At 70.1% G+C, this 22,026-nt stretch carries 20 protein-coding genes and 3 pseudogenes; 8 read left to right on the top strand and 15 right to left on the bottom strand.

All coding sequences use genetic code 11. The features are described from left to right. Positions 1 to 122 precede the first annotated feature (122 nt). A complete protein-coding gene (locus tag OG710_RS00445) occupies positions 123 to 818 on the top strand; it encodes a hypothetical protein (protein ID WP_330237546.1) in 696 nt (231 codons plus the stop codon). 213 nt (positions 819 to 1,031) lie between these two features. On the opposite strand, the gene OG710_RS00440 is transcribed toward OG710_RS00445, so the two are convergent. Both OG710_RS00440 and OG710_RS00435 read right to left on the bottom strand, forming a co-directional pair. Beyond that, positions 1,032 to 1,451, bottom strand: coding sequence for a DUF302 domain-containing protein (locus tag OG710_RS00440; protein WP_330242115.1), 420 nt, complete (start codon positions 1,449 to 1,451; stop codon positions 1,032 to 1,034). 142 nt (positions 1,452 to 1,593) lie between these two features. Continuing rightward, entirely contained in the window at positions 1,594 to 1,932 is a 339-nt protein-coding gene (locus OG710_RS00435; protein ID WP_330237545.1) for a hypothetical protein, read from the bottom strand. A gap of 46 nt (positions 1,933 to 1,978) precedes the next feature. Between OG710_RS00435 and OG710_RS00430 the strand changes: the two genes are divergently transcribed. From OG710_RS00430 to OG710_RS00420, 3 genes are all read left to right on the top strand, one after another. Next, entirely contained in the window at positions 1,979 to 2,962 is a 984-nt protein-coding gene (locus OG710_RS00430) for a phosphotransferase family protein (protein ID WP_330237544.1), read from the top strand. A 252-nt stretch (positions 2,963 to 3,214) separates the two neighbouring features. After that, entirely contained in the window at positions 3,215 to 5,146 is a 1,932-nt protein-coding gene (locus tag OG710_RS00425) for an eCIS core domain-containing protein (RefSeq protein WP_330242114.1), read from the top strand. Positions 5,147 to 5,175: 29 nt separating this feature from the next. Further along, positions 5,176 to 5,805 (top strand): SMI1/KNR4 family protein, encoded by a 630-nt coding sequence (locus OG710_RS00420; protein ID WP_330237543.1) that lies wholly within the window; start codon positions 5,176 to 5,178, stop codon positions 5,803 to 5,805. Positions 5,806 to 5,848: 43 nt separating this feature from the next. Here the strand turns inward: OG710_RS00420 and OG710_RS00415 are convergent, their stop codons facing one another. From OG710_RS00415 to OG710_RS00400, 4 genes are read right to left on the bottom strand one after another with little or no spacing between them, the layout of a single operon-like run. Continuing rightward, complete coding sequence (locus OG710_RS00415; RefSeq protein WP_443064310.1) at positions 5,849 to 7,069, bottom strand: FAD-dependent oxidoreductase; 1,221 nt, start codon at positions 7,067 to 7,069, stop codon at positions 5,849 to 5,851. Between the two features lie 29 nt (positions 7,070 to 7,098). Further along, the gene (locus OG710_RS00410) at positions 7,099 to 7,734 is read right to left on the bottom strand and encodes a maleylpyruvate isomerase family mycothiol-dependent enzyme (protein ID WP_330237541.1); all 636 of its coding nucleotides are present in this window, start codon (positions 7,732 to 7,734) and stop codon (positions 7,099 to 7,101) included. Beyond that, the gene (locus tag OG710_RS00405; protein WP_330237540.1) at positions 7,731 to 8,558 is read right to left on the bottom strand and encodes a fumarylacetoacetate hydrolase family protein; all 828 of its coding nucleotides are present in this window, start codon (positions 8,556 to 8,558) and stop codon (positions 7,731 to 7,733) included. The genes OG710_RS00410 and OG710_RS00405 overlap by 4 nt, the downstream gene beginning before the upstream one ends. 2 nt (positions 8,559 to 8,560) lie before the next feature. Further along, positions 8,561 to 9,721 (bottom strand): cupin domain-containing protein, encoded by a 1,161-nt coding sequence (locus OG710_RS00400; RefSeq protein WP_330237539.1) that lies wholly within the window; start codon positions 9,719 to 9,721, stop codon positions 8,561 to 8,563. 67 nt (positions 9,722 to 9,788) lie between these two features. Between OG710_RS00400 and OG710_RS00395 the strand changes: the two genes are divergently transcribed. Further along, positions 9,789 to 10,583 carry an IclR family transcriptional regulator gene (locus OG710_RS00395; RefSeq protein ID WP_330237538.1) on the top strand — a complete coding sequence of 265 codons (795 nt, stop codon included), beginning with the start codon at positions 9,789 to 9,791 and terminating at the stop codon, positions 10,581 to 10,583. A gap of 58 nt (positions 10,584 to 10,641) precedes the next feature. Here OG710_RS00395 and dmpG read toward each other — a convergent pair whose 3' ends face one another. The 6 genes from dmpG to OG710_RS00365 are packed head-to-tail and all read right to left on the bottom strand — an operon-like array spanning position 10,642 to position 16,896. Beyond that, on the bottom strand, positions 10,642 to 11,679 hold the full coding sequence (dmpG, locus tag OG710_RS00390) for a 4-hydroxy-2-oxovalerate aldolase (protein ID WP_330237537.1): 1,038 nt from the start codon (positions 11,677 to 11,679) through the stop codon (positions 10,642 to 10,644). After that, positions 11,676 to 12,662 (bottom strand): acetaldehyde dehydrogenase (acetylating), encoded by a 987-nt coding sequence (locus OG710_RS00385; RefSeq protein WP_330237536.1) that lies wholly within the window; start codon positions 12,660 to 12,662, stop codon positions 11,676 to 11,678. The genes dmpG and OG710_RS00385 overlap by 4 nt, the downstream gene beginning before the upstream one ends. After that, positions 12,659 to 13,507 carry a 2-keto-4-pentenoate hydratase gene (locus tag OG710_RS00380; RefSeq protein WP_330237535.1) on the bottom strand — a complete coding sequence of 283 codons (849 nt, stop codon included), beginning with the start codon at positions 13,505 to 13,507 and terminating at the stop codon, positions 12,659 to 12,661. Before OG710_RS00380 ends, OG710_RS00385 begins: the two co-directional genes overlap by 4 nt. After that, positions 13,500 to 14,357, bottom strand: coding sequence for an alpha/beta fold hydrolase (locus tag OG710_RS00375; protein WP_330237534.1), 858 nt, complete (start codon positions 14,355 to 14,357; stop codon positions 13,500 to 13,502). The genes OG710_RS00380 and OG710_RS00375 overlap by 8 nt, the downstream gene beginning before the upstream one ends. Beyond that, positions 14,357 to 15,307 carry a VOC family protein gene (locus tag OG710_RS00370; protein WP_330237533.1) on the bottom strand — a complete coding sequence of 317 codons (951 nt, stop codon included), beginning with the start codon at positions 15,305 to 15,307 and terminating at the stop codon, positions 14,357 to 14,359. The genes OG710_RS00375 and OG710_RS00370 overlap by 1 nt, the downstream gene beginning before the upstream one ends. 41 nt (positions 15,308 to 15,348) lie before the next feature. Continuing rightward, entirely contained in the window at positions 15,349 to 16,896 is a 1,548-nt protein-coding gene (locus OG710_RS00365) for a bifunctional 3-(3-hydroxy-phenyl)propionate/3-hydroxycinnamic acid hydroxylase (RefSeq protein ID WP_330237532.1), read from the bottom strand. A 260-nt stretch (positions 16,897 to 17,156) separates the two neighbouring features. On the opposite strand from OG710_RS00365, the gene OG710_RS00360 reads away from it, so the two are divergent. Beyond that, positions 17,157 to 17,846: a TetR/AcrR family transcriptional regulator gene (locus OG710_RS00360; protein ID WP_330237531.1), complete on the top strand. Its 690-nt coding sequence runs from the start codon at positions 17,157 to 17,159 to the stop codon at positions 17,844 to 17,846. A 30-nt stretch (positions 17,847 to 17,876) separates the two neighbouring features. Here OG710_RS00360 and OG710_RS31240 read toward each other — a convergent pair. Further along, positions 17,877 to 18,032: pseudogene (locus OG710_RS31240) on the bottom strand (DUF6191 domain-containing protein); the annotation flags it as partial. Positions 18,033 to 18,331: 299 nt separating this feature from the next. Between OG710_RS31240 and OG710_RS00355 the strand changes: the two are divergent. Further along, entirely contained in the window at positions 18,332 to 19,105 is a 774-nt protein-coding gene (locus OG710_RS00355) for a transposase (RefSeq protein ID WP_330237530.1), read from the top strand. Between the two features lie 39 nt (positions 19,106 to 19,144). On the opposite strand, the gene OG710_RS00350 is transcribed toward OG710_RS00355, so the two are convergent. Together OG710_RS00350 and OG710_RS00345 are read right to left on the bottom strand one after the other, a co-directional pair. After that, positions 19,145 to 19,588 carry an NUDIX domain-containing protein gene (locus OG710_RS00350; protein ID WP_330237529.1) on the bottom strand — a complete coding sequence of 148 codons (444 nt, stop codon included), beginning with the start codon at positions 19,586 to 19,588 and terminating at the stop codon, positions 19,145 to 19,147. 583 nt (positions 19,589 to 20,171) lie between these two features. Beyond that, a pseudogene (locus tag OG710_RS00345) lies at positions 20,172 to 21,121 on the bottom strand (IS481 family transposase). Between the two features lie 133 nt (positions 21,122 to 21,254). On the opposite strand from OG710_RS00345, the pseudogene OG710_RS00340 reads away from it, so the two are divergent. After that, positions 21,255 to 22,018: pseudogene (locus tag OG710_RS00340) on the top strand (IS5 family transposase). Positions 22,019 to 22,026 lie beyond the last annotated feature (8 nt).

The following is a 22,026-nucleotide window of genomic DNA, read 5'->3' as shown; positions in this document are numbered from 1 at the left end:
GTGAAGCCAGAGAGACAAGAGCCGGCCGGACCCCTGTGAAGAGCCGGGTGCGTACGCGGCGTTGTGTCCCAGCGCCGTGCCCTGCATGGTGTCCTTGGGGTGAAGGGTGTGGGGGAGGGCATGTGGAGCAGTCTCGGTGGGAACAGCGCCGTGTCTCGATCAGTGGCAGGACCTTGCGGTGGCCGCGAGCCCTGCTCGGGTTCGCTCTGGCCGACCTGGTCTGGGAGATCATCAAGTCGAATCTGGGGGCCGACGTTCGTGAGGGCTGGCCGTGGCGCTTCACCTTGCTCGATGCTTCGACGTGTGCTGCCATCGTTGCCCTGCTGACGGGCATCGTTCTGACGCGTTCCCAGCTCTCGCAGACGATGCGGCCCGTCCTGAGCTGGTCCGCGGCTGCCGGTAACAGCGGCGAACTCGACAACTCCCGGCGCACCGTGCGTCTCATCAACGCGGGAGGCGGCAGGTCTGTGGTTCATTCTGTCGCCTACCAGGTCCAGGTCTCCGCGCAGTGCCCTGAGTCGGCCGCCCTCCGATCGGGCTGGATGACGTGGCGCGCCACAGTGGACTCACTGGCATCGTTGGACCTGGCCAGAGGCGAGGACTTCTTTCTCCTGCATCTTGGCAGGGGAGCAGCCATACCGATGACCAGCACCGGTAGAGACGGCATGGAAATTCTGGCCCTCGGCCCCCGGGCGATGGAGCGGCTCGCGGTCCTTGACGTGAGAATCCAGGTGGAGGACGTCTTGGGAGACATCCACGAACGGCAGTTGCAGTGCGTGCGCCCCGCGGCTTCCTCTTCCCGGCCCAGCGGCCCGTGACCTCTGCTGGAGAAGAGGGCAGAGGTGCGGGCAGCGGCAAAGCCGGGGCGCCGCTGCACGGGTTCATCGCCGGCGAGGACCACTTCACCCTGGAGTTCGCAGGACGCGCGCCGGATGGATGCGGCCCGCTGATCACCGGCGCATTCCCTTGCTCAACGACCACTGCCTGGTCCCCAAGGACGGCTCTTGGTGCGGCGTACGCATGTCGAACTGTCAAGCAGAGCCGTCCTGGCGGTTGCGCCCGGCGGCCTCTACGGCGGCGAGGGTGGCGTCGAGCCGGCGGGTGGCCTCCTCGGCTACGGGCGCGATGGCGTCGAGGCCGGTGAGGTTGACCATGGCGTCGGGGTCGAAGGCCTGCACGACCACCTCGTCGCCATCGGCTCGCACGACGATGTTGCAGGGCAGCAGCAGCCCGATGGAACGGTCGACCTCCAGAGCCCGGTGGGCGAGGGGAGGGCTGCAGGCGCCGAGGATCAGATAGGGCTCCATGTCGTGATCGAGCTTCGCCTTGAGGGTCGCCTGCACGTCGATCTCGGTCAGGACGCCGAAACCCTGGTCGGCCAGGGCGCTGCGGACGTTCTGCTGGACCTGATCGAAAGGTCCCTTGACGGTCACTGTGCGGTCGTACGGCATCAGGGCGCCTCCTCCGTCCTCTGCCACGCGTGCCTCCGAGCCCGCGGGCTTCGGCGCCGTGACAGTCACGACTTCCAGTACTTACCCCCGGAGGGTAAGGCTCGGCACAGCCTGAGCCTGGCATTGACAGCGGCGCGGAACGTCACGGTCGAGACGATGAGCTATGGCTCGTGTCCTTCACCAACCCGACATGCAGGGCGGGGGCGAAGAAGCCGTTGTCATGACGGGATGCGGTACGGACACCGGCGTGCACGGCCGTCGCGTCCGGGCCGTCATCAGCCTCTGACACCCACACAGCCCGCAGCGAAACGGAACCGGGGTTGCTGCTCCAGCCGCACGCGGTGGTATCGATCCGCGCCCGGCAGCCGCCCAGCGCCACCCGCCCAACCCCTGCCCCGGACAGCTCCACCGCCACCTTCGAACCAGGCGGCCGTTCCACGAGCAGCGCGCCTTCGCCCTTGCCCGATCCGAAGTTGGCCACGAGAGGTGACCAAGGAATCCGCTGAACAATTGAGTAGCCTGCCCCCATGGCTGCGGGCGAGGGAACCGAGCACACCGGTAGCAATCTTGATGACCAGGGCTGGGGCGCGACGCGTGCCTGGGTGGAGAAGGGTCTCTCCGAGACAGAACGCATCGAGGATGTCGCGCGGTTACGTGGCGGCTGGACGTCGGAAATGCGTCGGCTGGACATCGGCGGGCCGGGCGGTCGGCGGTCGCTGGTCCTACGGTCTTTCGTCAAGCCCTTCTACGTTCGCCACGCGGAGGGCCTGCTGACCCGCGAGGCAGCGGTCCTGCGCCTGCTCGGCAGCACGGAAGTCCCTGCGGCCACGCTGGTGGCCGCGGACCCGACGGCACAGCACTGCGACCACCCGTCCCTGCTGATGTCCATGCTGCCGGGGACCGTGCGCCTGGGCGAAGAGGGCGCCGACCAGCGTGCCGAACTGCTCGCCCACCAGTTGCTACGCATCCACAGGCTGCCCGTGACCGCGCAGGAACGGCCTCGCACCTATCAGGCGTGGACCTCTCCCGAGCGGGTGAGCCCACCCGCAGACACCGAGCGGCCCGAGCTGTGGCAACGGGCCGTGGACGTAATCCGCCGCGAACCGCCGGACTACCGGGCCTGTTTCCTGCACCGGGACTTCCATCCCGGCAATGTCCTCTTCACCGGCGAGGACGACGGGTTGCGCATCAGCGGCGTCGTCGACTGGGTGGAGACCTCGTGGGGACCGGCCGACCTGGACGTGGCCCATTGCTCGACAGCCCTCGCCCTCCTTCACGGGGTTTCCGCCGGCATGCGGTTCGCCGACCTCTACGTTGCGGCGGGAGGAACGCTGGCTGAGGACCACGCTTCTCATCTCTACTGGCGTCTGCTGGACGCCTTGGCCTTCGCTCCGGACGCGGAGAAGGTCGCCGTCCCGTGGCGCGAGGTGGGCCGCGCCGATCTGACCCCCGCCCTGCTGACCAGGCGTCTGGAGGGATACCTCCAGGCACTTTTCGCACGCTACGCCTGAAGCCCGATCGGCTGCCCGCAGCCAAGAACACGGGCCGGCCAGACACCCAGTTGTTCGGGCCGGCCGGCGACCGACACAATCAGGCAAGGATCAGTGCCTCAGCAGTGCCCTCACAGACCTGGCGGCGAGAAGCCGAAGGCGGGTCTCGTGGTTGGTGTCAGCCCCCTGAAAGGTACTCCGTTGGCACAGCACAAGCAGCACCCGGACCGGACCACCGAGTCCCGAGCCTCCCAAGCCCGTAAACCCGAGCTCATGGATGCGACCCGGCTCCTCGCGCTCCAGAGCACGTCGGGCAACGCCGCCGTCGTGCAAATGCTGCGGCTCTCCGGCTACTCCGCTGCCCAGTCGCCCTCCGTCCAGCGCACGGGCCAGGCTCAGGAGCAGCATGCCCACGGGGCGGACTGCGGCCATCAGCACAGCGCCCCTGGTCGGCCCGCGGTCCAGCGTTCAGCTGTCCACGCCGTGCTGCGCAGTGGCGGCAGCCCCCTGGGCTCCGCAATACGCAGCGAGATGGAGGCCCGGCTCGGCGCCGACTTCTCCGACGTCCGTATCCACACCGACAGTGCCGCGCGGGCATCCGCGGCCGAAGTCGGCGCCCGCGCCTACACCAGCGGCAGCCACGTCGTCATCGGCGAAGGCGGGGCGGACAAACACACCCTCGCCCACGAACTCACCCATGTGATCCAGCAGCGCTCCGGACCGGTTGCCGGCACGACCAACGGCGCGGGGCTCAAGGTGAGTGATCCGAACGACCGATTCGAGCGGGAGGCGGAAGCGAACGCGCACCGGGTCCTGGCAGGACCGGTGCCGAAGGCGCAAGCACGCGAAGACGGCCCGGCGTCACCGCGGCAGGCGGCACAGGCGCCGGTCCAGCGGGCGACCGGGCCGATGCCCGCCGGCGCGCCGACCGTCCAGCGCGCGGTCACCCACAGTCCCCCGATCGTGAACTCGGACCACCGGGCGCAGTCGGTGGAGGTGCACAACATCGCGGGCAAGCCCCTGGGCCCGAGCGCGAACCAGCCCACGGTCGACACGTTCGGCTGGCAGGAGCTGCGACAGGCCGGGCACACGCTGGGAAACCGCATCCCCGGAGTCCAGAACTCGCATTACAACGCCGTGCGCATGCACTTGTGGAACGGGCGGCTCGGCGGACCCGGGGACAAGACGTACAACCTCGCCCCCGGGCCGGCGGTCGTCAACAGTTCCATGTCGGCCGGCCCGGAGATGAGCGCGAAGAACGCGGTCGAGCAGGGCGAGACGATCTGGCTGCACACCTGGGTGCAGTACCGGAACAGTTCGAACGTCGCGAACGACTTCGCCTCCGTCATCCCCAGCGACATGTGGATGGAATGGGGCCTGATGCAGAACTCGACGACCCCTGGGCCGCGAAAGGAGCAGTGGCACGAACGGATCGACCAGCCCGCCGGTGCGCTCACCCCCGCGCAACAGCAGGTACTGCAGAATGTGGCGACCCCGGCGGCCCTGGACGCACTGCTCAAACCCGTTGGCCAGCCGCATGCCAGCAAGCAGGAACAGGCTCAGGCCTATGAACTTGTCCCGGCAGCCCTGAAGTCGCACATGCTGATCAACTATCCCGGCATCTACCAGAGCTTCGACACGGCAGCCCGGGCGAGTGTGCTCTGCCAACTCACACCGGCCGATGTCCTCCAATTGGCGAACCACCATGGATACTTGACCGCTCCGCGTGACTTCGCGGAGATGATCATGTCTCCGCTCTACTCCGTCCCGACGCAACCGCACCTGCAGGCAATCGTGCGCCTGGTTCCCCGACAGGACTGGGACACCGTCGTCCTGGCGGCCGGTTCGGACTGCCTGGCCCATCTCGGTGACATCGGCCTGGAACTCGCCCGCACCAACATGCAGATATTCAAGCTCTGTGATCCTCTGCAAAGGATCGAGGCCATGGACGGCATGGATGCCGCCGGGTTCCAGGGCTTGTTCGCCGACCAGAACCGGAGCCGATACATCGATGAATGGGCCATGCAGCGGGGCGGCCCGACTGCCGGCGAGCGCGAGGCCTTCGTCCGCGCGAGGCGCGACGCGAACCAGCTGACTCCGGCCATGTACACCAGCTACTGCAAATTCATCAGCCCCGGACTGCGGGAAGAGGAACGCGCACGGGGTGTGGCCGCCGGCACCATTCGCACCAGCGGCCGCCGATAGGCAACACGGAACGAAGGAGGTGGTTTCCGATGGCCGGAGCAGGATACCGGGAGCGGTTCCACACCATGCTCGACGGATTGCGGGAACACCCGCGCATCGAGGTCAGATACACGAGCCTCGCCGACCCGGCCACCGAGGCGGACCTCCAAGCGGCGGCCACCGCCTGCGGCGGCTCGCTCCCGCCGGACCTGGCACGGTTCTACGCGGAGATGGACGGCTGCTACCTGGAATGGGCGCACACCCTGAATCCGGACGGGCCAAGCGGGGACCGCGACACGGGGACCATCAGCATCCAGCCCATCGGCGAAGTGTTCCTGCAGGGCCCCGCGCGCGGCTTCCTCGACGCCGACCCCCGGTTCCGGCACGTCCTCCCCTTCGACATCTTCGTGCCCGAGTCCTGCGGTGCCCTCATGAGGGCACCGGATGGGTCCGTACCCGACGAGACGTATCTGCACATCCTCGGCGAAGGGAGCCTCCGCACCGGATACGGCTTCGCGGCGTACCTCGACCGCGCCTTCGCCGCACGCGGCTGCTGGTCATGGGTCAGCTCGCTGTGCGCCGAGAACCAGGACGACGACGAGGTGGCCGGCTTCCGCCACACCCTGGAAACCCTGTTCCCCGACGTCGACCTGTCGATGTTCCGGCCAGGCCCGGCCTGAGACCGGCTCTCTCCGTACGGTGCGGGGCCCGGCCGGCGACCTCCTACTCAGCCGGGGGCAGCGGGAGGGGTGTGAACATCTCCGGTTCCTGGTCCGGCGTCAGGGCGGTCGGGCCGTAGAGCCAGTCGGTGAAGGAGTAGTCGTAGGTGTCGCGGGCGCGCAGCAGGACGTTGCGCCGCTCGCGGTCGACACCGTCGAGATGCCACAGCTCACCCCACGCCCGGGAGGTGGTCAGCACCCGGCGGCAGTGTTCGGGGCGTACGGCCTCGTACGCGGCCAGCGCCGCGTTCCAGTCGACCGTGCCGTCGGCTGCCCGGTTGCGGGCCACGTGCTCGCCCAGCACCCAGCCGTCCTCGATGGCCATGATCGCGCCCTGGGCGATGTACTGGAGCGGCGGGTGCGCGGAGTCGCCGAGCAGGGCGATCCGGCCGTGGACCCACTGCATCAGCGGGTCGCGGTCGAACATCCGCCACCACTTGTCGCGCCACATGAACGGCAGCCCGTCCCGGACGAAGTCGCACGTCTCGGCGAAGGCGGCGTCCAGTTCGTCGGGCGTGCCCCAGTCGTCCCTCCCGGCCAGCGCCTTGGGCGACTCGAAGACAGCGACCTGGTTGAGCAGTTCGCCGCCGCGCAGCCCGTAGTGGACGAAGTGGCAGCGCGGGCCGACGTACACGACGACCTCGCCCAGGTCGGCGGCCCGCACGCGCGGCTGCTCGGCCGGGACGGTGCCGCGGTAGGCCACGTACGCGGAGGAGACCGGCCGGTCGTCGACGAACAGCTTGCGGGCGACGGAGTGCAGGCCGTCGGCGGCGATCACCGTGCCGGCCTCGTGGGTCGCGCCGGAGGCGAGGGTCACGCGGGCGCCGTCCGGGGTGTTCTCGTACGAGGTGACGTGGGCGTCGTTGATCAGCTCGACCCCGGCACGTTCGCAGGCGCGCAGGAGCAGGCCGTGCAGATCGCTGCGGTGGATGACGAGGTAGGGGTAGCCGTAGCGCTTCTCCAGGTGGCGCAGGTCGAGGCGGGTCAGCTCGTCGCCGTCGACGGCGTCGCGCATGACCATCGCCTCCGGGACGACGCCGAGGGTCACGGCCTCGTCCAGGAGGCCGTAGTCGTCGAGGATGCGGGTGCAGTTGGGGGCGAGCTGGATACCGGCGCCGACCTCGCCGAAGGCGGGGGCGCTCTCCAGCAGGCGGACGGCGAGGCCCTGGCGGGACAGCGAGAACGCCGCGCTCAGGCCGCCGAGGCCGCCGCCGACGACGAGCACATCGGGTTGGGACATGGGGTGTACCTCTCTCAGAGCCAGGGGCCGAGTTCGGGGGCGCCGGTGAGCGCGTGGGGGCGGCCGGTGAGCCAGGCGGCGACCTCCGGAAGCGGGCCCGCGGGCAGTTCGACCGGCGCGCGCCGGGCGCGGACCTCGTCCACGAGCGCGGCCAGGAAACCCTTCGGCAGGTCGGCGAAGGTGACGACACCGGTGCCGAGGTCGACGGCGTGCACGCACACCTCGCGGGCGCGCATCCAGGGCAGCTCGGTGGCGGCGACGGTGCGCCCCTGCGCGGTGACGACCTCGCGCCGCCACTGCTCCTCGGTGAGCCCGTCCAGGCCCGCCGCCAGCCTCTGCGCGGAGGCCGCCAGCCAGGAGCGCAGTTCGTCGCCCGTCAGGCCGGCGCCCTTCGCGATGCCGGCGGCGCGCTCTTCGGCGGAGGCGTACATGGGGGTCTCCTCGCCCGTCGCCGCCCAGTGGACCAGGTTGCCCAGGGCATCGGCGTTGGCGGCGGTGTGCGCCACGATGTGCTTGCGCGTCCAGTCCGGCAGCAGGCCGGGGGCCGCGAAGGCGGCCTCGTCGAGACCGGCGACGGCGTCGAGCATCAGCTCCGTGCCGGTACGGGCCCAGGCGCGCGCTTCCGCGAGGGTCCGGGTGGTGGCGCTCATCCGCCGACCACCTTGTTGGCGCAGGCGCCCAGCCCCGCGATCTCGGTGACCACGGACTGGCCGGGCAGCAGGAAGACCTTCGGGTCGCGGGCGTTGCCGACCCCGGCCGGGGTGCCGGTGGCGATGATGTCGCCGGGCCGCAGGGTGATGACGGTGGAGATGTAGCGCACCAGGAACACCGGGTCGAACAGCAGCGTGCCGGTGTCGTCCTGCTGCATGACCTCGCCGTCGACGACCGTCTTCACCGCGAGGGCGGGGCGGACACCGCCGACCTCGTCCGGGGTGACGACGTAGGGGCCGACCGGAGTGGACGCCTCCCAGATCTTGCCCTGGGTCCACTCGATGGTGCGGAACTGCCAGTCGCGGGCCGAGACGTCGTTCATGACGGTGAAGCCGGCGATGGCGTCGGCGGCCTGCCGCTCGTCGGCGCGGCGGACCTGCTTCCCGATCACGACGGCCAGCTCGACCTCCCAGTCGAGAGCGTCGGTCTCGGGCGGCTTGACGATGTCGTCGTACGCGCCGATCAGGGTGTCCGCGAACTTCGGGAACAGGGTCGGGTGGTCGGGCAGGTCCCGGCCCATCTCCTTGATGTGGTTGGTGTAGTTGTGGCCGACGCAGATGACCTTGGAGGGGTTCGGGACGACCGGCGCGAAGTCGGCGCCGTCCACCGGGTAGCTGGTGCCGGACGCGGCGGCGGCCTTCTCCCGCCAGCCGTCCTCGGCGAACAACCCGCCCAGGTCGGTGTGGCCGAGGTCGACGAGGGTGTCGCCGTCGAGGCGGACGGCCCTGGTGCCGTCGGCGGTGCGGAGGGTGGCGAGCTTCATGGTCAGGCGTCCTTCCGGGTGCGGTGGAGCTTGAGCGCCTCGAAGACGGGCGCGTCGGAGAAACGGAACAGATCGAGGGCGCCGGAGTCGGAGTCGGTGTCGCCCGCCTCGGACTTCGCGGAGAACGGCTCCCAGGACGGCACGACGAAGAGGTCGCCGCGGGTGACGCTCCAGGACCGCGACCCCACGGTCACCGTGCCGGAGCCGTCGAAGACCTGGTAGACGGACGAACCGGTCTCGCGCACCGGCGCGGTCTCGGCGCCGCGGGCGATGCGGTGGAACTCGGCGCGGATGGTCGGCAGGACGTCCGAACCGTCGTGCGGGTTGGTGTAGCGGACGGCTGCGTGGCCGGGCTCCACGGTGCCGCCGAAGCCCTCCCTCTCCAGCAGCAGCTGATCGCGCAGGGCCGCGTCGGTGTACTGCCACTTGTAGGACAGCAGCGGGCTGCCCGGCGCGACGGGCGCGGCCGACACCGGGCGCAGGCCGGGGTGGCCCCACAGCCGCTCGGAGCGGGACCGGTCGGGCGTGATCCGCTCGGCGTCACCGATCTCCTCGCGGCCGAACTCGAAGAACTGCGCCTCGGTGACGTACTGGAACGGGATGTCGAGGCCGTCGATCCAGGCCATCGGCTCGGCGGTGGCGTTGTGGTGGGCGTGCCAGTTCCAGCCGGCCTGCGGCAGGAAGTCACCGCGGTTCATCGGTACCGGGTCGCCGCCGACGACCGTCCAGACCCCGGAGCCCTCCACGACGAAGCGGAAGGCGTGCTGGGTGTGGCGGTGCTCGGGGGCGTCCTCGCCGGGCATGAGGTACTGGATGGCCGCCCACAGCGTCGGCGTGGCGAAGGGACGCCCGCCGAGGGAGGGGTTGGCCAGGGCGATGGCCCGGCGCTCACCGCCGCGACCCACCGGGACCAGGTCACCGGCCTGCGCGGCGAGCTCCCGCAGCCTGGTCCAGCGCCAGCGGTGCGGGACGGCGCGTGAGCGCGGGTGGGCCGGCATCAGGTCACCGATCTCGGTCCACAGCGGGACGAGCAGTTCCTGCTCGAAGCCGCGGTACAGATCCTGGAGCGCCGGGGTGACCTCGGGCTGTCCCTCGGTGTCGACGACGTGGAGCCGCACCGGGGAGCCCTCGGCAATGTCTGGGGGAGAAGAGGACTCAGTCACAGCCTCAGCCTGCGCCATGTCTGCTGAGAGAACATGTAGATTCTGCACTACAGAATCTGGAGGAGCCGTGGACAAGCCGCTGAAGACGCCCCCGCCCTATCCGATCGCCAGCGTGGACCACGCGCTGCGCGCCGCGACCATCCTGCAACTGGAAGGCGGCGCGACCGTGGCACAGCTCGCCGAACGCCTGCAGGTCGCCCGGTCGACGGCCCACCGCATCCTGGCCATGCTCGTCTACCGGGACTTCGCCGTGCAGGGCGAGGACCGCGTCTACCGCGCGGGACCGGTACTGGAACTGGCCAGCCACTCGCAGTCGCTGGTGTCCCGATTGCGCACGGTGGGCCTCCCGCATCTGCGCCGCCTCGTCGACCTGCTCGACGAGACGGCCCACCTGATCGTGCGCACCGGCGAAACCGTACGGTTCATCGCCGGCGTCGAGTGCCGCCAGGCCCTCCGGGTCGGATCGCGGGAGGGAATGGTCTTCCCCGCGCACCGCACCACGGCCGGCCTCCTGCTGCTCGCCGAGCTGACCGACGAGGAATTGACGGCGGTTTACGGCTCCGAGGGTGAACGCGACCACCCGGCGGACCGCCCGGACCCGGAACAGCTGCGCAAGGATCTGGAACGCCTGCGCCGCAACGGCTTCGCCGTCAACCGGGAACGCTCCGAACGCGGGCTCGTCGCCGTCGGCGTCCCGGTGCACGGCCCGGACGGCACCGCGCTGGCCGGCCTCTCCGTCTCGATGCCGAGCGTGCGCTACGACCCGCAGCGCCTGCGCTCCCTGGTCACCACCCTGGAGGCCGCGGCGCACGCCGTCGAGAGAGAGCTCGCCGAACCGTCCCCGGCCCCCGCGCACGCCTGACCCGCAGAACGGGCGCCGGGGTTCGAGGGGGCGTACGGGAGTGCCGCGTCGAGCACCCTCAGATCCCGTCCGCCCCCGCCTCCGGCGCTCCGCCCCCCGCCAGCGTCAGCGCCACATCGACGAGCATGTCCTCCTGGCCCCCGACCAGGCCCCGGCGCCCGCACTCCATCAGGAGGTCGCGGACATCGACGCCGTAGCGCTCCGACGCGATCTCCGCGTGGCGCAGGAAGGAGGAGTAGACGCCCGCGTAGCCCAGCGTCAGGGTTTCCCGGTCGACGCGCACCGGCCGGTCCTGGAGCGGGCGCACCAGGTCGTCGGCGGCGTCCTGCAACCGGAACAGGTCGCATCCGTGCCGCAGGTCCGACAGGTTCGCCACCGCGATGAACGCCTCCAAGGGGCAGTTGCCCGCGCCCGCGCCGTGACCGGCGAGCGAGGCGTCGACCCGGCGCACCCCGTTCTCCACGGCGACGATGCTGTTCGCCACCGACAGGGAGAGGTTCTCGTGGGCGTGGATACCGATCTCGGTGGCGTCGTCCAGGACGTCGCGGTAGGCCCGCACCCGCTCGGCCACGTCCTTCATCGTGAGCCGGCCACCGGAGTCGGTGACGTAGACGCAGTGCGCGCCGTACGACTCCATCAGCTTGGCCTGCGCGGCGAGTTCGGCCGGTTCCGCGCGGTGCGAGAGCATCAGGAAACCGGAGACGTCCATGCCCATCTCACGGGCCGCCGCGATGTGCTGCGCCGAGATGTCGGCCTCGGTGCAGTGGGTCGCCACGCGCACCGAGCGCACACCGAGCGAGTACGCGGTCCGCAGGTCGTGGATCGTGCCGACGCCGGGCAGCAGCAGCGTGGTCAGGCGGGCCCGCTCCAGGACCGAGGCCGCGGCCTCGATCCACTCCCAGTCGGTGTGCGAACCGGGGCCGTAATTGAGGGAACCGCCCGCCAGACCGTCGCCGTGGGCGACCTCGATGGCGTCGACGCCGGCCGCGTCCAGAGCGGCGACGATGCGGCGTACGTCCGCGGGGGCGATGCGGTGCCGGACGGCGTGCATGCCGTCCCGCAGGGTTACGTCCTGGACGAAGATGCTGGTAGTCATGGCGTCGTCACCTCACCGGTGCGTGCCGCTCGCGCGGCGATCCGCTCGGCCACCCGGAGGGCCGCCGAGGTCATGATGTCGAGGTTGCCCGCGTACGCCGGCAGGTAGTGGGCGGCGCCCTCGACCTCCAGGAACACGGACACCTGATGGGTGGGCCGGCCGGCCGTGCCGTCGGCCAGCAGCGTCCCGACCGGCTGGTCCGCCGGCACCGGGGTGATCTGGACCCGCTGCTTGAGCCGGTAGCCGGGGACGTACGCGGCCACCTCGGCGGCCATCGCGGTGACACTCTCCTCGATCTTCGCGAGCAGACCCGGGTCGGGCGCCTCCACGAGGCACAGCACGGTGTCCCGCATGATCAGCGGCGGCTCCGCCGGATTGAGGACGATGATCGCCTTGCCCCGGTCCGCGCCGCCGACCTCGACGAGCGCCCGCGAGGTCGTCTCCGTGAACTCGTCGATGTTGGCACGGGTACCGGGCCCCGCCGACCTGGAGGCGATCGAGGCGACGATCTCGGCGTACCGCACCGGGACCACGCGGGAGATCGCCGCGACCACCGGAATGGTCGCCTGACCGCCGCAGGTCACCATGTTCACGTTCAGGGCGTCCGGATACGCGTCCAGGTTGACCGCCGGGACGACGTACGGGCCGAGCGCCGCCGGCGTCAGATCGATCAGGTGCTTGCCGAGCGGCGTCAGCTTCGCCGCGTTGGCGCGGTGGGCGCCCGCCGACGTGGCGTCGAAGACGATGCCGATCTCGTCGAAGCCGGGCAGCGCGATCAGCCCGTCCACGCCCTCGTGCGTGACCGGCACACCCATGCGCCGGGCGCGCGCCAGCCCGTCGGAGTCCGGGTCGATACCGACGAGCGCACCCATCTCCAAGTGCTCCGACGTGCGCAGCACCTTGATCATCAGGTCCGTGCCGATGTTGCCCGAGCCGATGATCGCGACCTTGGCGCGGGAGGCCCCGCTCGTGTGCGTCGTCATGCCGTTCCTTCCCTGGACGCCGTTCCCTCTGCGAGGGCGGCGGTGACCGTGCCGAGTCCCCGGATCACCGCGGTGACCCGCGCGCCCGGAGTGAGCGGATGCATGGGGCCGAGCGCGCCGGACAGCACCACATGGCCGGCCCGCAGCGGATCGCCCAGGTCGCGCGCGGTGCGGGCGAGCCACGACACGGCCGCGAGCGGGTCGCCGAGGCAGTCGGCTCCGGTGCCCTCGGACACCGTCCGGCCGTCGACGGACATCGTCATCACGGCCGTACGGGGCTCGAACGCGTCCAGCGCGACACGTTCGCGGCCGAGGACGAAAGCGCCGGCGGACGCGTTGTCGGCGACCGTGTCGGACAGGGTGATGTCCCAGCCCGTGATCCGGCTGCCGCAGATCTCCAGCGCGGGCACCGCGTACGCCACGGCGGCGCGCACCCGGTCGGGCGTCAGGTCGCCGTCGGCGAGGTCGGCGCCGAGGACGAACGCGATCTCGGCCTCGACGCGCGGCTGGAGCACCGCGGACGCGGGCAGGACCGCCCCGTCCTCGTAGGCCATGTCGTCGAGGAGCAGGCCGAAGTCCGGCTGATCGACGCCGAGTTGCTGCTGCACAGCCGTGGATGTGAGCCCGATCTTGTGGCCGACGACGCGGGCGCCGGCCGCGCGGCGGGCCGCGACGATCCGCTGCTGCACCGCGTACGCGACCGCTGTGTCGGCCGTGCCGATCAGGTCCCGCACCGGCGCGCACGGCACCCCGCTCGCGGCGGCCAGGGTCAGCCGCCGGGCCGCGGCCACGACGCCCGGAGGCGGCGGCGCGGCCGCGTCCCGGACCTGCTGGATGTCATTCATCGCCGGGGTTCCCCCGCACGAAGTCGATGACCAGCCGGTTGAACTCCTCGGCGTGCTCGATCATCGCCCAGTGCCCGCAGCGGTTGAGCAGCACGAGCCGCGAGTCGGGGATGTTCGCCAGCAGGAAGAGGGAGCTCTCGAAGGACACCACCCGGTCGTCGCGGCCGTGGATGAGCAGCGTCGGCACCGTGATTCCGGACAGCAGGGCCGGGTCCACCCAGCGCGGCAGAGGCGCGCCGTGCGGCAGCCCCGCCACGTAGTTGGACAGATGCTCGGGCCGGGCGAGCGCGGCCTGCGAACGGGCCTCGCACAGCTCGGGGGTGGCGAAGCGGGCCTTGTCGTAGCACATGATCTCGACGAGCCGGCGCATGTTCTCGGGGCTCGCGTCCTGATACGCCTCGATGAGGACCTTCAGGCCCTCGGAGGGGCCGCCGCCCGCGCCGAACAGGCTCGGCATCCGGCCGACCGGCGGGCCCATGGTCACCAGATGGCTGATCCGGTCGGGGTGCTCGGTGGCGAGACGCAGCGAGGTCTGGCCGCCCATGGAGTTGCCGACGAACGCCGCTCGGGAGATGCCCAGCGCGTCCAGGAACTGGATCGCGGCCTCCACATGGTCCAGCCGGTCCACCGTCGCCGGGTCCGACTCGCCCCAGCCCGGCATGTCGACGGCGTAGACGTGGAAGTGCTCGGCCAGCGCCTCGATGTTGCCGCTGAAGTTGCTCCAGCCGGTCGCGCCCGGCCCGCTGCCGTGCAGGAGCACCAGCGGGTGGCCGGAGCCGGCCTCGTAGTAGCGCAGCGTCCAGTCACGGGTCCTGACGCTGCGAGCGATGTCTTCCTTGACGAGTGCCATCAGCCCTGGTCTCCTTCGTGTACGTCGGTGCCCGGCGCGGGCGGGGCCGCGGCCAGGAGGTCCGCCACCACACCCGGCGGGCGGTGGCCCCAGCTGTGCAGCCGGTCGAGGGTGCGCACCTGCCAGGTCGCGTCGTCGATGATGAGCCCGCCCCAGCCGTACTCGACGGAGAACCCGGACGGCGTGAAGACGTAGAAGCTGAACATCTCGTCGTTGGGGTGCATCCCCAGCGTCATCTCGAACGGCTGCTTGGCATCCATGCAACGGTCGTAGGCGAGGCCCACGTCCCGGATGTCGGTGACCTCGACCATGAAGTGGTGGGTGCGCTTGGGGGAGGGCATGTCACCGAACGCGACCGAGTGGTGACGGCCGTTGCAGTGCAGGAAGATCAGGTCCGCGACGACGCCGGGGGACACTTCCTCCACGATGATGTCGCTGATCCGGAAGCCGAGCAGGTCGCGGTAGAACGCCAGATACTCCTCGCGGCTCACCCCGTGGGCCAGCAGCACCTGATGCCCGGCGCCGCCCGCGCCCGTGACGAACTCGCCGAGCAGCGAGGCGGAGACGAAGGGCGTTCCGGCCTCGGCGAGGCCCGTGACCAGCTCCAGACGGTTGCCCATCGGGTCGGTGGTGGTGAAGACCCGCTCGACTCGGCGGGCGGCGGCCAGCGCGGCACCGCCCTCCTCGACCCGGAGCCCGGCCGCGCGCAGGCGGGCGACGAGCGCGTCGAGTCCGGCGTCGTCCTCGACCTCGTAGCCGCTGACGACCAGGTCGTCGGCCGGGCCCCGGGTGACGATCCAGCGATGCGCCTTCTCGTCCAGACGCAGGGTGAGGTGGTCCGTGCCGCGTTCACCGAGCTGCATGCCGAGCAGGTCGACACCGAAGTGTTCCCACTCCGCGAGGTCGCTGACCTCGTAGACCACGTACGCGAGTTCCTTGACTCCGCTCATGGGGAGCTCTCCTTCGAAAGGTCGGGGGTGTGGTGGCGGGCTCACGCCGGGACGGCGAGCCCGCTGACGTCGGCGGCGGCGACGAAACGGTCCGGGCGCACGGCCACCGCGCGGGCGCCGTACCGGCGCAGCCAGGGCCCGAGCACGCTCTCCAGATCGACCAGCTCGTCGGGCCCCTCGGTGTACGCGCTCCGCGGGCGCACCGCCCGGTAGCGGGCGCCGAGCGCGTCCCACTGCCGGCGCTCCTCCTCGCTCAGCAGCGTCGAGGGGTCGACGTCGTCGCCCAGCAGCACGAACCCGTCGCCCAGCACCTCGTCCAGGCGCGCCATCCGGCCCGCCGTGTCGCCGACGACCGGCTGGGGCACCATCCGGCCGACGACGCTGGTGTCGCCGAGCGGGCCGCGCAGCCAGCCGGCCTCCAGCACCGGAGGTGCGATCAGCGGCGGCTCGAACGGCGTGCACAGGCCCTGCGGCGGCGGCGCGGACAGCGCGGCGCGCTCGTCGTCGGAGATCTCCTGCTTGATCACCCGGCCGAGCTGCACCGCGAGCGAGGTGTAGAACGCGGCGTTCGGGCGGCGCTCCGCCTCGTACGTGTCGAGCCAGGACTCGGGCAGACGTCCGGCGAGCACCCGGCCCAGCTTCCAGCCCAGGTTGTGCGCGTCGCGCATCCCGGTCTGCATCCCGGCGCCCGCCCACGGCGGCATCAGGTGCGCGGCGTCACCGGCGAGGAAGACGCGCCCCGAGCGCCAGGTCTCGGCCATGCGCACGTGGTGGCGGTAGAAGGCGTGCTGATGGATCTCGACGTCATCCTCGCTCACCCCCAGCGCCTTCAGCAGCGGCCACACCTCGGCGGCGGTCGGGAAGTCGGCCTCGGTCTCGTGAGGCTTGAGCGGGATCTCCCAGCGGTGGTTGCCGGCCGACAGGGCTATGTCGACGACCGGGCGCTCCTTGTCCGTCCAGAAGGTGAGGAAGTCGCGGTCGGGCCACCAGCGCTTGACCCGGCAGTCGATGACCACCCAGGTCGTCTCGCCGGTGTCGCCGAGCAGCGGGATGCCGAGCCGCTGCCGGGTCGCGCTGCTGCCGCCGTCGGCGGCGATGGCGTACCGGGTGCGGTAGCGGGTGACCTCGCCGGTCGCGGTGTCCGTGGTGATGAGCGTGACGCCGGAGTCGTCCTGCTCGATCTCCGTCACCTCGGCGCCGTAGCGTACCGAGATCAGCTCGCCCCGGTCCTGCGCGCAGGCGCGCAGCTCGCTCTCCATGGTCGGCTGGTAGATGTTGTAGAAGCGCGGGCCGGACCCCAGCGTCGACGGCGGGTGCTCGATACGCATCACCTCGTCGCCGTCATAAGTCACCCAGCGCAGCGCACGCTGCGGGTCGATGACCCTCTCGACGCGCGCGCCGATGCCGAGGCCCTGGAAGATCCGCATGGTCCAGTCGTTGACCGTGACGGCCCGGGCCCGCGGATAGATGTCCCTGTCGCGCTCAAGAGCGAGGACACTCGCGCCCTGCTGCGCGAGGGTCAGGGCACCGACGACCCCTGTGGGGCCGTAGCCGATGACAGCGACGTCCGCGTCGAAGTTCTGGGGCATGGCGGCCTCCTTGCCGTCCAAGTTTTGGACCGGTCGTTCAGTCCAATAGTGGGGACTGTCACACGCCCCAAACAGCCCGGTCAAGGGCATACGGGACGGATTCCGCACAGCAGAATCAACGTGCGGAACGAACCCGGACGCCTAGGCTTCAGGGTTCGGACGGCCGCCGGGCCCTGCGGAACCGCGGCACACGAGCGCCCGGCATACCCGGACAAAAACTCCGGACTGCCCCGGTCGCGCCCCTGGGTATGCTTCGGTGCGTGGAACCCAGGAGCGACAAGAGCGGCAATCGCAGGGGACGGCGCTCACGGGACGAGATCCTGGAGGCCGCCTCCCGCCTGATGGCCGAGCGCGGGTTCGCGGCGACGACGCTCTCGGAACTGAGCCGCGTCTCAGGAGTGCCCAAGAGCGCCGTCTACCACCACTTCCGCTCCAAGGCGGGGCTGCTGTCCGCGGTCATGGAGCGCGGCGCGCACGCGTTCTTCGAGCACATGGCGAAGGCCCAGGAACGCCCACCGCGCGAGTGCGGCGTCCGCGAGCGGCTCGGCTGGTACCTCCAGCGCACCGGCGAGGTCTTCCTCGCCCACCCCGACTTCCTGCGGCTGCACCTCATCCTGGTCATGAACGCCGAGGTCATGGACGCGGCGGAGGCCTGCGAGGTCGAGGCGATCATCGAGCGGGTGCGACGCGACGGCCGCGCCCACATGAACCGCATGATCGCCGACTCCTTCGCCGCCTACGGCCCCGACACCGCCCAGGCCGTCGCCGACCGCCTCGACTACTTCGCCATCGCCGGATTCGACGGCGCGTTCGTCGCCTGGCAGGCCGACCCGTCCCGCTCCCTGACCGACGCGATGGACCAGCTCACGGACGCGGTGGCGGCCCTCGGCGAATCCCTCGCACGCGCAACGCCGGACACGGCAAACCTGGACGGCGCGCCCATCCGGTGACTCCGTGCCGCCGAGCCGGATGAACGCCTTGCCGGAGTCGAGGTCGACAGAGTTGGGCGGCGCACCGGAGTCGGCGTCGTCTCGGCAGGTGAGTTGGCGTTCCCGCTCTTGTCGGACATGACGCTGTGATGGATGGAAGAGCTCGCCCCAAGTCTCCACAGCCGATGCTCCACCACCGCCATACATGCGCCGACGTCGGCCGACCCACATGAAGAGGACAAGCCAAAGGGCGATGGCGACACCGCCAATCGTCAGCAGCAAAGGACGTCGCCTCCCCAGCGCCGGCGTCTGTCTTCCCGACAGTCTGCCGACCACCGGGAAGCGTTGTCGATGACCCGGCCAACGATGCGAGCCGAGGCCCAGTACGAAGACTCGTTCGGTACCCGGAGGCGGCCGCGTCGCTGTGAGTGCGAATCACTGCCGGCGTCGGCCACGGTGCTAGAGGTTGTCCCGTAAATGCTGGGCAGAGGTGAGATGATCTTGCGGTGACTGGTGTGATCACGGCGTCGGAGCCCTCCTGGATAGGCCCGTTCACCGGGCTGAGCCCTCGGCAGTTCAGCAAGTTGATCACCGCTTTGCGGCGTGAGGGAGCCGATCCGGTCCGCAGGGGCCGACCGTGGTCGCTGCCGTTGGAGGACCGGGTGCTGCTGGTGGCCGCATACTGGCGCACCAACCTCACCCTGCGTCAACTCGCCCCGCTCTTCGGCGTCTCGAAGTCGGCGGCCGACCGGATCGTCACCCACCTCGGGCCGGCTCTCGCCCTCCGGCCCCGGCGGCGGTTCCGCAAGGAGACCGTGCTCATCGTGGACGGCACTCCGGTTCCCACCCGTGACCGGACCGTGGCCGCCTCCAGCAAGAACTACCGCTACTCCACCAACCACCAGGTCGTCATCGACGCCGACACCCGCCTCGTGGTCGCCGTCGGCAAGCCGCTGCCCGGCAACCGCAACGACTGCGTGGCCTGGCAGGACTCCGGTGCGAAGGCCGCCGTCGGCATCACCCCCACGGTGATCGCCGACGGCGGCTGCCGGGGCACCGGGCTGACCATCCCGCACTATCGCCGCCACAAGGACGAGGAGCTGCCGGCCTGGAAGGAGGAACACAACGCCTCCCACCGCAAGGTCCGGGCCCGCGTCGAGCACACCTTCGCCCGCATGAAGAGCTGGAAGATCCTCCGCGACTGCCGCCTCAAGAGCGACGGCGTCCACCACGCCGTGCTCGGTATCGCCCGCCTTCACAACCTCACCCTCACCGGATGACAGGCAAACGAGCAGGTCAGCCTGCATGCTGCAGATCATTTACGGGACAACCTCTAGGTCGCGCGGGGAGAACAGATCCGAACCGGCATAGGACGCGATCTCGTGAGGGGGCCACCACTTCAGACCGCTGATGCACTCTGCGGCAAGCTGGTCGTAGGACAGGGTTCCGCGCGGCTTGAATGCGGCAGTGCGTACGAGGAAGTAGTCGTTGATGATGCCGTCGTATCCCTCGGCATGTCCGGGTGCCACAACTTCCTGGTGCCAAACGTGCGGCGGATCAGCTGGGACGGCAAGCCCGACCTCCTCCTGCAGTTCGCGGCTCAGCGTGGCAAGCGGCGTTTCACCCGTCTCGATTTTTCCGCCGGGAGTTGCCCACACCACGGTTCCCGCCAACTCTGGAATCACGAACCGGCAAAGAAGGACTCGCCCGTCCTTGTCGAGGATGATTGCGCGGACTGAATGACGCCGTTTCACAGACGGCATCCGGTCACGCTAGCGGGCGTGCAACCAGGCGATGTGATCGAACAGGCAAGCCAGGCCCAGCCCACTAGCTCACCGATACCGACAACGGAAGCTGAGCCAGCGCCCCAGTACTACAGGGGGCTGCTCACCGCGTGCGTGTCAGGGGTCTGGGGATGTCGACTGCCTGTTCGCCGCGCACCCGCCATCTGTACGCACGATTGCTTCACATCTTCCACGTCACCGACGCGGCGCTCGGTGGGATGGTTGATCGACTGGCGAGCGCCGTGCCAGTACGTCTGCTTTGGGGGGAATTTCTTATGCGTATCCGCACTGCTGTCGCTTCCGCCGCTATTGCTCTGCTCGCTCTGTCGGGTTCAACTGCTTGCTCAGTCTCTTCGGGCGACACGCCTGCATCCCCCGGTTCGGAGTCCACGAAGGAGGGGGCCAAGCAGGAGCAGGTGTCCCAGAACGAGCCCGCAGTCGATCCTTCGAACTGTGCGGTTCCTTCCGATGAGATGCCAGAGGAGTGCGAGGTCCACCCGTCCTTCGCGGCGACGGAAGAAGGGGTCCCGGCCGAGGGGATGCCGATACCGGCACCCAGCAACTAGTTGTATTGACCCGCAGGGTTGTTCACACGGCTGATGGGCGGGTGTCCGTCGAGTGCGGTGTGGCAGCGGTGGTGGTTGTAGGTGTGGAGGAAGTCTGTCAGGGCCGCTGTCCGCTCGTCGTTTGAGGTGTATGGCCGCAGGTAGGTCCATTCCTCCAGCAGGGTGCGGTTGAAGCGTTCTGCTTTGCCGTTGGTCTGGGGCCGGTAGGCGCGGGTGAGCCTGCCGGTCGCACCGAGGTCTGCCAGGACGGCTTTCCAGGCCAGGCCTTTGCGGTAGGCCCAGGCGTTGTCGGTAAGGACCCGTTCGATGGGGGTGATGCCATAGTGGTGGAAGAACGCGGCCGCGCGGGTGAGGAAGTCCGCACAGGTCGCGACCTTCTCGTCGGGTGGATCTCGCTGTAGGCCAGGCGGGAGTGGTCGTCGATGGCGGAGTGGACGTAGTCGAAGCTTATCTGGCTGCGGGTGACCCGGCCGGCCTGGCGGCCAAGGGTTTGTGTCCCCCGCCGTCGGGGATCCGTCCGAGTTTCTTCACGTCGACGTGGATGAGTTCGCCGGGTCGTTCGCGTTCGTAGCGGCGGATCACGGTGCCGGTCGGGCGGTCGATCCAGGCCAGCCGGTTCAGCCGGTGCCTGGTGAGGATGCGGTGGACTGTCGAGGCGGGCAGACCCAGGATCGGGCCGATCCGGGCGGGGCCCAGTTTGCGGGCCTGGCGCAGGTTGCAGACCCTCGACTTCGGCGGAGGTGCGGTGCGGCGTCGTGCGTGGGCGGCTTGGCCGGTCGTGCAGACCGGCTGGACCCTCGGCTCGCCACCGCCGTATCCACTTGTGGGCTGTGGCCCGTGAGATGCCCATCTCGGCCGCCACGTGCGCGATCGGACGGCCCGAGCAGCCCCGTTCGACCAGCAGCTGCCTACCGAAAACGGTCAGCCTGGCATTACGGTGGGACACGAAGACCTCCGTGCGGTGAGTTCCTAGGCCGTGTCCGTAAAGTCGATCGCTCGTTACTCCGTTCGTGGTGCGTCGACATGAACTGACCGATGAGTCGTGGGCGTTGATCGCTCCGTTGCTGGCGCCGGGGCGGATGGGCCGGCCGGTGCGGGACCGGCGCCAGGTGGTGAACGGGATCCTGTGGAAGCTGTCCACCGGGGCCGCCTGGCGTGACCTGCCCGAACGCTACGGCCCGTGGAAGACGGTCTACGAACGCTTCCGCCGCTGGTCCGCCGACGGCACCTGGGACCGCCTCCTGGCTCACGTCCAGCAGCACTGTGACGCCGTCGGACAGGTCGACTGGACGATCGTGTGTGTCGACTCCACCACGGTGCGGGCCCACCAGCACGCGGCCGGGGCCCGAAAAGGGGGCCCTGGGAGGGCGAGGCGCTCGGCCGGTCGCGCGGCGGGCTGACCAGCAAGATCCACCTGGCCTGCGACGGTCGGGGACGCCCCCTGGCCTTCACCCTGACCGGCGGGAACGTGAACGACTGCACCCAGTTCGAGCCGGTCATGGAACGCATCCGGATCGCCCGGCCGGGGCCGGGCAGGCCCCGGACCCGGCCCGAGCGGGTGGTGGCGGACAAGGGCTACTCGGCCCGCAGGATCCGTGCCTACCTGCGTCGGCGCGGGATCGCCGCGACGATTCCCGAGCGGATCGACCAGATCAACGGGCGCCTGCGCCGCGGCGAGAGTCTCTGCCGGCTCGATCGGACCGCCTACCGGCGGCGCAACGTCGTCGAGCGCTGCTTCAGCCGGCTCAAGCAGAACCGGGCCCTGGCCACTCGCTACGACAAACGAGCCGCCCACTACCAAGCAATGGTCACCCTCGCCTGCCTCCAACTCTGGCTCCCATGACTTTCCGG

This window comes from Streptomyces sp. NBC_00525, from assembly GCF_036346595.1.
Taxonomy (GTDB): Bacteria; Actinomycetota; Actinomycetes; order Streptomycetales; family Streptomycetaceae; genus Streptomyces.
The sequence above is the reverse complement of the archived record's forward strand: the minus strand, read 5'-3'. Positions and strand labels throughout refer to the sequence as shown.

Bases quoted from the DNA above. Each gene is read 5' to 3' on its own strand.
- dmpG (WP_330237537.1), bottom strand. From the start codon at position 11,679: ATGACTACCAGCATCTTCGTCCAGGACGTAACCCTGCGGGACGGCATG.
- OG710_RS00410 (WP_330237541.1), bottom strand. From the start codon at position 7,734: ATGAGCGCCACCACCCGGACCCTCGCGGAAGCGCGCGCCTGGGCCCGT.
- OG710_RS00425 (WP_330242114.1), top strand. From the start codon at position 3,215: ATGGATGCGACCCGGCTCCTCGCGCTCCAGAGCACGTCGGGCAACGCC.
- OG710_RS00380 (WP_330237535.1), bottom strand. From the start codon at position 13,507: ATGAATGACATCCAGCAGGTCCGGGACGCGGCCGCGCCGCCGCCTCCG.
- OG710_RS00375 (WP_330237534.1), bottom strand. From the start codon at position 14,357: ATGGCACTCGTCAAGGAAGACATCGCTCGCAGCGTCAGGACCCGTGAC.
- OG710_RS00440 (WP_330242115.1), bottom strand. From the start codon at position 1,451: ATGCCGTACGACCGCACAGTGACCGTCAAGGGACCTTTCGATCAGGTC.
- OG710_RS00385 (WP_330237536.1), bottom strand. From the start codon at position 12,662: ATGACGACGCACACGAGCGGGGCCTCCCGCGCCAAGGTCGCGATCATC.
- OG710_RS00430 (WP_330237544.1), top strand. From the start codon at position 1,979: ATGGCTGCGGGCGAGGGAACCGAGCACACCGGTAGCAATCTTGATGAC.
- OG710_RS00420 (WP_330237543.1), top strand. From the start codon at position 5,176: ATGGCCGGAGCAGGATACCGGGAGCGGTTCCACACCATGCTCGACGGA.
- OG710_RS00370 (WP_330237533.1), bottom strand. From the start codon at position 15,307: ATGAGCGGAGTCAAGGAACTCGCGTACGTGGTCTACGAGGTCAGCGAC.
- OG710_RS00350 (WP_330237529.1), bottom strand. From the start codon at position 19,588: ATGCCGTCTGTGAAACGGCGTCATTCAGTCCGCGCAATCATCCTCGAC.
- OG710_RS00365 (WP_330237532.1), bottom strand. From the start codon at position 16,896: ATGCCCCAGAACTTCGACGCGGACGTCGCTGTCATCGGCTACGGCCCC.
- OG710_RS00405 (WP_330237540.1), bottom strand. From the start codon at position 8,558: ATGAAGCTCGCCACCCTCCGCACCGCCGACGGCACCAGGGCCGTCCGC.